Source organism: Erythrobacter sp. W302b (assembly GCF_046452395.1).
In the GTDB taxonomy this organism is placed as follows: Bacteria; Pseudomonadota; Alphaproteobacteria; order Sphingomonadales; family Sphingomonadaceae; genus Erythrobacter.
Genome location: NZ_JBKFDH010000001.1, coordinates 1092338 through 1103483 on the forward strand (window position 1 = coordinate 1092338; position 11146 = coordinate 1103483).

The 11146-nt window shown below is 65.4% G+C and carries 10 protein-coding genes; 7 read left to right on the top strand and 3 right to left on the bottom strand.

Going from position 1 to position 11146, the window contains the following annotated elements:
• Positions 1-33 precede the first annotated feature (33 nt).
• The 6 genes from ACLBKT_RS05315 to ACLBKT_RS05340 all read left to right on the top strand — a co-directional run bounded on the left by ACLBKT_RS05315 (position 34) and on the right by ACLBKT_RS05340 (position 7560).
• Entirely contained in the window at positions 34-933 is a 900-nt protein-coding gene (locus ACLBKT_RS05315) for an N-acetylmuramoyl-L-alanine amidase (RefSeq protein WP_410181915.1), read from the top strand.
• A gap of 54 nt (positions 934-987) precedes the next feature.
• The gene (locus ACLBKT_RS05320; protein ID WP_410181916.1) at positions 988-3522 is read left to right on the top strand and encodes a penicillin-binding protein 1A; all 2535 of its coding nucleotides are present in this window, start codon (positions 988-990) and stop codon (positions 3520-3522) included.
• Between the two features lie 42 nt (positions 3523-3564).
• Complete coding sequence (locus ACLBKT_RS05325) at positions 3565-4113, top strand: peroxiredoxin (protein ID WP_410181917.1); 549 nt, start codon at positions 3565-3567, stop codon at positions 4111-4113.
• A gap of 89 nt (positions 4114-4202) precedes the next feature.
• Entirely contained in the window at positions 4203-5330 is a 1128-nt protein-coding gene (gene prfB / locus ACLBKT_RS05330) for a peptide chain release factor 2 (protein ID WP_410181918.1), read from the top strand.
• A gap of 5 nt (positions 5331-5335) precedes the next feature.
• The gene (locus ACLBKT_RS05335; protein ID WP_410181919.1) at positions 5336-6064 is read left to right on the top strand and encodes a class I SAM-dependent methyltransferase; all 729 of its coding nucleotides are present in this window, start codon (positions 5336-5338) and stop codon (positions 6062-6064) included.
• 92 nt (positions 6065-6156) lie between these two features.
• Complete coding sequence (locus ACLBKT_RS05340) at positions 6157-7560, top strand: NAD(P)H-dependent flavin oxidoreductase (RefSeq protein WP_410181920.1); 1404 nt, start codon at positions 6157-6159, stop codon at positions 7558-7560.
• A gap of 25 nt (positions 7561-7585) precedes the next feature.
• Here ACLBKT_RS05340 and ACLBKT_RS05345 read toward each other — a convergent pair whose 3' ends face one another.
• Positions 7586-8599, bottom strand: coding sequence for a 2-hydroxyacid dehydrogenase (locus ACLBKT_RS05345; RefSeq protein ID WP_410181921.1), 1014 nt, complete (start codon positions 8597-8599; stop codon positions 7586-7588).
• 96 nt (positions 8600-8695) lie between these two features.
• Between ACLBKT_RS05345 and ACLBKT_RS05350 the strand changes: the two genes are divergently transcribed.
• On the top strand, positions 8696-9193 hold the full coding sequence (locus tag ACLBKT_RS05350) for an SH3 domain-containing protein (protein ID WP_410181922.1): 498 nt from the start codon (positions 8696-8698) through the stop codon (positions 9191-9193).
• Positions 9194-9213: 20 nt separating this feature from the next.
• Here the strand turns inward: ACLBKT_RS05350 and ACLBKT_RS05355 are convergent, their stop codons facing one another.
• Positions 9214-10410, bottom strand: coding sequence for a thiolase family protein (locus ACLBKT_RS05355; RefSeq protein ID WP_410181923.1), 1197 nt, complete (start codon positions 10408-10410; stop codon positions 9214-9216).
• A gap of 158 nt (positions 10411-10568) precedes the next feature.
• Entirely contained in the window at positions 10569-11105 is a 537-nt protein-coding gene (locus tag ACLBKT_RS05360; protein ID WP_410181924.1) for an MAPEG family protein, read from the bottom strand.
• Positions 11106-11146 lie beyond the last annotated feature (41 nt).

Consider the following 11146-nt stretch of genomic DNA (forward strand, 5'->3'; position numbering starts at 1 on the left):
GGCAACGCGCGAGACCGTAAGCACCTTACCATCATGAGTTTTCGCACGCTTCTGTTGATCGTGTTTCTGGCACCGATTGCCGTGCTAGGGGGCGCGAGCCTGCTGGGTCTGACGATCCCGGTGCCTGAATGGGGGCGCGATTATGTGCTGCGATTTGCGCTCGAAGGCGAAGGCGCGAACATCGATTTGCCACAGGTGCAGGGTCCCGATGATCCCTCGCGTCCGCTGGTGGTGATCGACGCCGGGCATGGCGGGCGCGATCCGGGCGCAATCGGTACCGATCCCGAGGGGCGCAAGTTCAACGAGAAGGACATCACCCTCGCCATCGCGCTCGCGTTGCGGGACGAACTGCTGCGGCAAGGCGGGATCCGGGTGGCGCTGACGCGAGCGGATGACCGCATCGTGCCGCTGCCTTATCGCCCGGAGATCGCTCGCTTGCTTGATGCCGATCTGTTTATCTCGATCCACGCCGATTCCGCTGGCGATCGCGCCGATGTCAGCGGGGCGAGCATCTATACCTTGTCCGATGAAGCATCGAGCGAGGCGGCGGCGCGGTTTGCCGCGCGCGAAAACGATGCTGACCGCTTGAACGGCATCACGTTGGATGGGCAGAGCCCGGCGGTGAGCGCGATCCTCGTCGGGCTGTCGCAGCAGCGCACGCAGGAAGACGCGCTCGAATTTGCCGGCCTTGTTCTGCGCGAAGGCGAGCGCAAGCTGGCCTTTGTCCCGCAGCCAAAGCGTGCCGCAGCGCTCGCGGTGCTGCGCGCGCCTGACGTGCCCTCGGTCCTGTTCGAAAGCGGCTTTGTCACCAACCTGACCGATCGGGCGCGTCTCACCACGGCCGAGGGGCGGGCCGAATATGCCGCCGTGCTGGCGCGCGCGGTGCGGGTCTATTTCGCACGGCGCAGCGATACTGCGGCGGACGGGGAATAGGATGGGAAACCGGCTAGCCTTCGCCAATCTCCGCGTGCTAGTTGCCGCCCGTCCATGACTGAGCCGACCGCCTCACCTGTCGCCGAACCCGGCCCGCCCTCGACCTGGGCTTATCTGCGATACCGCGTGAACCGCGATCTCGGCGGCGCGCTGGCGTGGTTTCGTGAGCGTTGGCGGCAGAGCTTCTGGTTCAAACTGGCCGCGGGTGCGCTGGGCGCGTTCCTCGCGCTCTGGATCGCGGTGTTCGTATGGCTGGCGAGCGACCTGCCCGAAGCCGAGGCGCTGCTGACCTATGAAACACCGCTCCCCACCGTGGTGCGCGGCTATGACGGCGAGATCGTTCACACCTATGCGCGTGAGCGGCGGGTGCAGCTGCAATATGCCGATTTCCCGCAAAAGCTGATCGAATCCTACCTCGCCGCCGAGGACAAGACCTTCTTCAGCCACGGCGGGGTCGATTTCTTCGGCACGGCCAATGCGGTGTTCGACTACGCCACCAAGTTTGGCTCGGGCGAGCGCGCGGTTGGCGGGTCGACCATAACCCAGCAGGTCGCCAAGAACCTGCTGCTCGGCGATGAATACTCGGTGACCCGGAAGCTGAAGGAAATGATCCTGGCCGGACGCATCGAACAGGTGCTCACCAAGCAGGAAATCCTCGAACTGTACCTCAACGAAATCCCGCTCGGGCGGCGCTCCTTCGGGGTGCAGGCGGCCGCGCGCGCCTATTTCGACAAGGATGTCGATGCGCTTGAACTGCACGAGATGGCCTTCCTTGCGATCCTGCCCAAGGCGCCCGAACGCTATGGCCGCAAGGGTCAGGAAGCCGCCGCGCTGGAACGGCGCAACTTCGTGCTCGGCCAGATGGAGGAAAACGGTTTCATCACCGGCTCGGAGCGCCGCGCGGCTGCTGCGCAGCCCTTGGGCCTCGTCACGCAACGGCGGGAGCGGAGCGTTGATGCGGGCTACTTCCTCGAAGAAGTCCGCCGCGAACTGATCACGCGGTTTGGCGAAACGGCGGAGAGCGGGCCAAACTCGGTCTATGCAGGCGGGTTGTGGGTGCGCACGTCGCTCGATCCGCAGATGCAGGCCGCCGCGCGCGATGCGCTGCGCGAAGGCCTGCTGCGCTATCATGGGGGGCGCGCCTGGGCGGGGCCGATTGCGACACTCGACGCCTCCGAGGGCAACTGGGCAAGCCAGCTGCAAAGCTCGCCGCTGGGGATCAGCTACAAGGACTGGCGCGTCGGCGTTGTCACCAGCCGCACCGGCCAATCGGCGCGGATCGGCTTTGCCGATGGCAAGGAGGCACCGCTCGGCAATCTGCCGAACGCACTGAAAGCGGGTGATGTCATCGCGGCCAGCCCGTCGGGCAATGGCTGGAACGTGCGCACGATCCCCGAAGCGCAGGGTGCGCTGGTGGTCGAGCAGGCGCAGACCGGACGGGTGCTGGCAATGCAGGGCGGGTTCGATCACCGCCTGTCGGACTTCAATCGCGCCACGCAGGCGATGCGGCAGCCGGGTTCGACTATCAAGCCCTTCGTCTATGCCGCCGGGCTCGATACCGGCATGACTCCTTCGACCCAGGTCGATAACAACCGTTTCTGCTATTATCAGGGTGCCAATCTCGGCGAGAAGTGCATTCGTGGCTCGGGCAGCGGCGGCCAACACCCGATGCGCTTCGGGCTTGAGCAGTCGCAGAATATCATGACCGTGCAGATCGGTATGACCGCAGGCATGAACAATGTCGTGAAGGGCATCGAAAAGCTCGGCATCGGCAAGTTCCCGGCCTATCCCTCGACCGCGCTGGGCGCGGGTGAGACGACGCTGGTCAAGATGGTCGCCGCCTACAGCGCGCTCGCCAATCACGGGCGGCTCAATCCGCCGACCGTGATCGATTATGTGCAGGACCGTCGTGGCAAGGTGCTGTGGCGCGCCGACAACCGTGATTGCCGCGGCTGCAACATGGCGAAATGGGATGGCAAGCCGATGCCGCGCTTCGGCGTGCGCGGCGCTCAGGCGATGGACGCACGCACCGCGTTTCAGGTTATGCACATGCTGCGCGGTGCCGTCAGCCGGGGGACCGCAACCGTGCTCAACCCGCTGAACCTGCCGCTGTTCGGCAAGACCGGCACCACCACCGGCCCCAAGGACGTATGGTTCATCGGCGGCACGCAGCAGATGATCGCGGGGGCCTATATCGGTTTCGATCAGCCGCGAAACATGGGCGGCTATGCCTTTGGCGGCACGATTGCCGCGCCGATCATCAAGAGCCTGATCGAGAAGACCAAGCCCAAGTGGTCCGATCTTCCCGCCGTCGCGCCTGCCGGTGTCCGCATGGTGCGGGTCGACCGCCGCTCGGGCAAGCGCGTGTTCGATGGCTGGCCGACCGACGATCCGCGCTCCGCGATCATCTGGGAAGCCTTCAAGCCCGACACTGAGCCGGAGCGTTACACCCGGCAGGACGCCATCGCGGCCAAGCGCAACGAAATCCTCGCGCTGATCCGCGCCGGGCGGCAGAATGCCGAAAGCGCCGTGGTGGACGAGCCTGCGCCTGAGGCGGTCGAATTCATCGACGAAGGCGGCGTTGACTGATCGGGCGTGGAACCGGTCGCGGGGCTGGCGGGTTAGTGTGCCATGACCAGCACCCGGACCCGCTTCACCCGCTTCGCCGCATTCGCCCTGATCGGGGCTGCCGCGATGACCGTCACCTCCGCTTCGGCTGAACTGCCCAAGGGTGCCAAGGCCCCCGCCTTTGCCACCCGCGCCGCGCTCGCCGGGTCGGAATTCGGCTTCACGCTCAGTGCCGCCTTGGCCAAGGGGCCGGTGGTGCTCTATTTCTACCCCAAGGCCTTCACCAGCGGCTGCACGCTGGAAGCCAACGCCTTTGCCGCCGCGATGCCGCAATTCAAGGCGGCGGGCGCGAGCGTGATCGGCATGTCGAACGACGACATTGAAACCCTCAAGCGCTTCAGCCGCGAAGAATGCCGTGATGCCTTTCCGGTCGGTGTTGCCTCGGCCAAGATCATGGCCGCCTATGATGTGGACGGCAGCGGTTCGGGTTATGCCAGCCGCACATCCTACGTGATCGCGCGCGACGGCAGGATTGTCGCGGTGCATTCCGCCGCCGACTATCGCGGCCATGTCGAAGAGACTCTGGCGGCGGTGCGCGCGCTCAAGAAGTAGGCCTCAGGCGAGCGGTGCAGCTGCTTTACAATCGCGCGCGCAGCGCTAAGCGGGGCCGACTTTTTTAGAGCATCACTGAAGGATAGACGATGCGGGCCGAAGGCCAGGCTTACATCAACCGGATCGAAGCGGCGCTGGCGCTGGTGCGCCTGTCGCTCGATTGGGATCGCGCGCTCCGGCGGCTCGACGAGTTGAACGCGCGGGTGCAAGACCCGAACTTGTGGGACAATCCCAAGCAGGCGCAGGCGATCAGCCGCGAGCAAAAGACGCTGGAAACGGCGGTGAACACCGTGAACGAGATCGCTGCCGAAATGGCGGACGCGATCGAGTTCATCGAGATGGGCGAGGCCGAGGGCGAGGACGCCATCGTCGAGGATGGTCTCAAGACGCTCGCCGCGCTCGCCGACCGGGCGGATGCCGACAAGGTGCAGGCGCTGCTTTCGGGCGAGGTGGATGGCAATGACACCTATCTTGAAATCCACGCCGGGGCTGGCGGCACCGAAAGCCAGGACTGGGCCGAAATGCTGTTCCGCATGTATGGCCGCTGGGCTGAACGGCGCGGCTTCAAGGTCGAGACGGTCGAATATCAGGCGGGTGAACAGGCCGGGATCAAGTCAGCTACGCTGCTCATCAAGGGCGACAACGCCTATGGCTATGCCAAGACCGAAAGCGGCGTGCACCGGCTGGTCCGCATCAGTCCCTATGACAGCTCTGCCCGCCGCCACACCTCGTTCTCGAGCGTGTGGGTGTTCCCGGTGATCGACGATAGCTTCGAGATCGAGATCAACCCGGCCGACCTCAAGATCGATACCTACCGCGCATCCGGTGCGGGCGGTCAGCACGTCAACACCACCGATTCCGCGGTGCGGATCACCCACCAGCCGACCGGCATCGTGGTCGCGAGCCAGCAGGACCGCAGCCAGCACAAGAACCGCGAAATCGCGATGAACATGCTGAAAGCGCGGCTTTACGAGGCCGAGATGCGGTCGCGCGAGGAAGCCGCCAGCGCCGAGCATTCCGCCAAGAGCGACATTGGCTGGGGCCACCAGATTCGCTCCTACGTCTTGCAGCCCTACCAGATGGTCAAGGACCTGCGCACCGGCGTCGTCTCGAACACGCCCGCCGATGTGCTCGACGGCGCGATTGATCCCTTCATCTCGGCTGCGCTTGCCCAGCGGGTGACGGGTGAGAAGGTCGACATCGAGGACGTGGAGTAAGCCCGATGCGGCGCCTGGCGGTCTGGTCCGGTTGGGGAGTGGGTGCAGCGCTGCTGCTGGCCGGGTGCGATGGCATTGCGCCCGTCACCGGCGATCCGGCCGCAGGCGAAGTGAGCTTCCCCAAGCCTGATCGTCCGATCGCCAAGGTCGTATCCAACCAGTTCTCCAACGAAGACGCGCGCGATGAGCGCAACGAGGCGCAAGTCGTCATGGACCTTGCCGACCTGCGCTCCGGCATGACCGTTGCCGATATCGGCGCGGGGGAGGGGTACTACACCGTCCGCCTGGCCGAACGGGTCGGTGCCGACGGGCGCGTGCTGGCGCAGGACATCAGCCGCGAAGCGCTCGACCGGCTCGGCCGACGGGTGGAGCGCGAACGGCTCGAAAACATCTCGATCAAGTTCGGTGATGCCGACAACCCGCAGCTTCCGCCCGACAGTTTCGACCGCATTTTCATGGTGCACATGTACCATGAGGTGACCGATCCCTACGCCTTCCTGTGGAACATGTGGCCCGCGCTGAACGCTGGCGGGCAGATCGTCGTCGTGGAAAGCGACAGCCCGGTCGGCCGCCACGGCCTGCCGCACACCTTGCTGTTCTGTGAGTTCGAAGCGGTTGGCTATGTGCTGATCGAATATATTGAACGCCCTGACATCAAGGGATATTTCGCTCGCTTCCAGCGCGGCACCGATCGCACCGCGCCTGATGCGATCAAGGTCTGCGAGGCAGGCTGAGGGCTCTAACGCGCGAGGTTGCGAGGCGAGCCCGCCCCGCCTATGGCACAGTTACGTATGAAAGCGCGGTTTTCGCGCAAAGGGGATTTTCATTGTTCAAGGGATTGAGCCCGATCGTTTACGGCGGTCGTGAAGTCTGGCCGCTGGTTGAGGGCGGCAAGGGTGTATCGGCAACCAATCATGCGAGTTCCGGCGCCTGGGCCGCTGCTGGCGGGATCGGTACGGTTAGTGCGGTCAATGCGGACAGCTATGACGCGAACGGCAACCCCATCCCCCAGATCTACCACGGACGCACCCGCGAAGAGCGGCATCAGGAACTGATCCGCTACGCCATCGACGGTGCCACCACGCAGGTCAAACAGGCCTATGACATCGCGAACGGCAAGGGCGCGATCAACATCAATGTGCTGTGGGAAATGGGCGGGGCGCAGGCCGTGCTCGAAGGCGTACTCGAAAACACCCGCGGCATGGTGACCGGCGTCACCTGCGGGGCGGGGATGCCCTACAAGCTGGCCGAGATCGCCGCGCGCTTTGACGTCTGCTACCTGCCGATCGTCAGCTCGGGCCGCGCCTTCCGCGCCTTGTGGAAGCGGTCCTATCACAAGGTCCCCGATCTGATGGCGGCGGTGGTCTATGAAGACCCGTGGCTGGCAGGGGGGCACAATGGCCTCTCCAACGCCGAAGACCCGACCAAGCCCGAAGATCCCTATCCGCGCGTCAAGGTGCTGCGCGACATGATGCGCGCCGAGGGCGTTTCGGATGACGTGCCGATCGTGATGGCGGGCGGCGTGTGGTACCTGCGCGAATGGAACGACTGGATCGACAATCCGGAGCTGGGCAAGATCGCCTTCCAGTTCGGCACCCGGCCGCTGCTCACCAAGGAAAGCCCGATCCCGCAGATCTGGAAGGACATGCTGCGCACGGTCGAGCCCGGCGACGTGCTGCTCCACAAGTTCTCGCCCACCGGCTTCTATTCGAGCGCAGTGAAGACCCCGTTCCTCTATGATCTGATGCACCGTTCGGAGCGGCAGGTGCCCTACTTCAAGCGCGGTGCGGAAGACGGCACGGTGCAGCTCGGCGAAGACGGCAAGGCGCGCAATTTCTGGCTGAAGCCGGAAGACAAGGCCAAGGCCGAAATGTGGATGCGCGCCGGTCATACCGAGCCGCTCAAGACTCCGGATGACACGATCGTGTTCGTCACCCCCGAAGCGCGCGACACGATCCGCAAGGACCAGCAGGACTGCATGGGTTGCCTGTCGCATTGCGGTTTTTCCAGCTGGAAGGACCACGACGACTACACCACCGGACGTCTGGCAGACCCGCGCAGCTTCTGCATTCAGAAGACACTCCAGGACATTGCCCACGGCGACGACCCCGACAACAACCTCGCCTTCGCGGGCCACGCGGCCTACCGGTTCAAGACCGATCCGTTCTTCTCAAACGGCTACACGCCGAGCGTGGGCGAACTGGTCGAGCGAATTTTGACCGGGGATTGACCTTGCGGCGCGGCGGTGACGGCGGTCAGCCCCGCACCAGCGCGTCCAGCACCTGATCCGGCGGGCGGTGCCCGTCGGCCCACATGCGGATATTGGCGATCACCTTGTGGCCCGAATCCTCGCGGCCCTCGGCGGTGGCGCTGCCGATGTGGGGGAGCGTCATGACATTGGGATGCGCGATCAGGCGGGGGTCGACGTGGGGTTCGTCCGGGTACACGTCGAGCCCGGCGCCCGCCAGATGCCCCGATTCCAGCGCCGCGATCAGCGCTTCCTGATCGATCAATTCGCCCCGCGCAGTGTTGATGATGCTGCTGCCCGGCTTCATCAGCGCGATCCGGCGCGCGTCGACGAGGTGGCGGGTCTCCTCGGTCAGCGGGCAATGCAGGGTGAGGATGTCCGCCTCGGCCATCAGGGCATCGACATCGCCGACATAGCGCGCACCCAGCATCCGCTCCAAAGCCTCGGGTAGCGGCTTGCGGTTGTAATAGGCGATCTCCAGCCCGAATGCGCGGGCGCGGTGGGCGACGGCCTGACCGATGCGTCCCATGCCGATGATGCCCAGCACCTTGCCCGCCAGTTTGCGTCCGAGCAGACCTGACGGCGCCCAGCCGGTCCACTTGCCGCTGCGCACCAGCCCGGTGCCCTCGCGGATCCGGCGCGGCACCCCGATGATCCCGGCCATAGCGATATCGGCCGTATCATCGGTAAAGACGCCGGGGGTGTTGGTGACGAGAATCTTGCGCGCGGCGGCGGCGGCAAGGTCGATATGCTCGGTGCCCGCGCCGAAATTGGCGATCAGGCCCAACCGCTCGCCGGCTCCGGCAATCAGATCAGCGTCGATCCGGTCGGTCACGGTCGGCACCAGCACGTCGCAATCCTGCATTGCCTCGGCCAGTTGCGCGCGCGTGAGCGGCACATCGCTTGCGTTCAGCTTCACATCGAACAGCTCGCGCATCCGCGCTTCGACCTCCGGCATCAGGTGGCGGGTGACGATCACGCGCGGGGCATTGGCGAGCGGACGGGTGGGGCGCTGGGTCATGGCTGACGGGCTAATGCCACAGGGCCTTCGCGGTCAAGGCGCGGATGCACACGCGCGGCTTGAAACCGCAGGGGCTAAGGCGCTATCGCTCCGGGAATGCAGGGAATCCGTTTTGTCTCGACGCTCGGCCTAGGGCTGATGCTGGCCGCCACCTTCGTGCTCGCGCCGCTCAGCGCGCAGGACCGGACGCTGCCCTATTGGGCGAGCCTGCGGTACGAGAAGGTCAATATGCGGGTGGGGCCGAGCGCGGAATATCCCGTCACTTGGGTTTACCTGCGGCAAGGCCTGCCGGTGAAGGTGGTGCGGGTGCGCGAAGGCTGGCGTCTGGTCGAAGACCATGAAGGCACGCAGGGCTGGGTGGCATCAAGCCAGCTCGATCCGGCGCGGGGCGGGCTGGTGATCGGCGCGGGGCTCGCCGAAGTGCGGGCTGAGCCCAGCAGCGCGGCGGCGGTGAAATGGCGGGCCGAGCCGGGGGTGGTGACGAAGCTCAAAGCCTGTCGTACGGGCTGGTGCGAGGTCGATATTGCCGGGCGCAAGGGCTGGATCAGCGCGGCGCGCCTGTGGGGCTCCGACACGCTGCCGGGCGACGAATAAGGCCGCCCGGCGCGCGCGAATCAGATCAGCTCAACCGCGACCGCCGTCGCTTCCCCGCCGCCAATGCACAGTGAGGCGACGCCGCGCGTCTTGCCCTGCTGCTTCAGCGCGTTGAGCAAGGTGACGATGATCCGCGTGCCGCTCGCGCCAATCGGGTGACCGAGCGCGGTGCCGCCGCCGTTGACGTTGATCTTGTCGTGGGGGATGCCAAGGTCACGCATCGCGAACATCGCGACACAGGCGAAAGCCTCGTTCACTTCGAACAGATCGACATCGTCGACGCCCCAGCCAGCCTTTGCCAGAACCTTCTGGATCGCCGGGATCGGCGCAGTGGTGAACTGCGCGGGGGCCTGAGCATGCGAGGCGAGGGCGACGACGCGGGCGACCGGCGCCAGACCCTTGCCCTCGGCCACGCTCGCGCGGGTCAGAACCAGCGCGGCGGCGCCGTCCGAAATCGAGCTGGAGGTGGCAGCCGTGATCGTCCCGTCCTTGGCAAAGGCGGGTTTCAGCTGCGGGATCTTGTCGGGGCGGCCTTTGCCGGGCGCCTCGTCATGCTCGACCACGACATCGCCCGCGCGGGTGCTGACGGTCACGGGCACGACCTCGTCGGCAAAGGCCCCGCTCGCGATCGCCTTGTTGGCGCGGGCGAGCGATTCGATGGTGTAGGCGTCCATCTCCTCGCGGGTCATCTGGTAGGCGTTGGCGGTGTCCTGCGCGAAGGTGCCCATCGCGCGGCCGGGCTCGTAGGCGTCTTCGAGGCCATCGAGGAACATGTGGTCATAGGCCGTGTCATGCCCCATGCGTGCGCCCGAGCGGTGCTTCTTCATAAGGTAGGGGGCATTGGTCATGCTCTCCATGCCGCCCGCGACCACCACGTCGATCGTGCCGCTCGCCAGTGCCTCGGCACCCATGATCACGGTCTGCATACCGCTGCCGCAGACCTTGTTCACCGTCGTCGCCTCGACCGAGAGCGGCAGGCCCGCCTTGATCGCCGCCTGACGCGCCGGGGCCTGGCCGAGCCCTGCGGGCAACACGCAGCCCATATAGGCACGGTCGATGTCCTCGCCGCTGACCCCCGCGCGCTCAACCGCGGCTTTCACCGCGATTGCACCGAGATCGGTCGCCGACACATCGGCCAACGCGCCCTGCATCGCGCCCATCGGGGTGCGGGCGTAGGAGAGGATCACGATCGGGTCGGCGGGAGAGAGCTGCGTCATGTGCAAGTCCTTGCGTCACGGGGGAGAGAACGTGGGAGGCGATGTAATGCTGCATTGCGGCAATGGCAATGCAGGGGGCGATGGGTTGGGCCTGTCGCAACAAGGCGCCTCCGGTGCGGCGATGCTCTGCATCATCGCCCTCGCAATGGCCGCTTGACCTAAAGGTAGATCCGCCAGGCCGAATAGAGCAGCGCCGCGATGTTAGGATAGAACGTCGCCACGAACCCGAGGGTGCGATAATGCGGCGCGCGAACATAGCCTATCCAGTACGCGACGCGCGACACGACAAACAGCAGCGCCAGCACTGGAATGATATGCAGTTGGTCGACCCGCAGTACGGTCGCAAGCGTCAGATGGCCGAACAGCATCAGCATCAGCTGCTCCACCGTGTTGCGCTGCACGCGCACGTGGATGGCGAGCGCTTCGGCCCTGTCGTTGCCGTCGATCGTATCATGGCGGATCGGACGCGAGCCGGCGAGAAAACCAATCATCGCCAGCAGCACGAGCGCTCCCAGCAAGTCCCACTGCAAGGCATAGGCGAGGCGATCACCCATGCTGTCACCAGCCGGGCCAACAAATCCGGCGTGGTTGTAGCCCCACCTTACGAACAAGAGCTGGAGCGGAACCGAGAGTGCAATCTGGCCGAACACCCAGATTTGTTGCGTCTTCAGATTAGGACTTGCGGCGTCGTGCATGGCGATCCTCTTGTTTTTTATGACGTTCTGCGGATCGGATT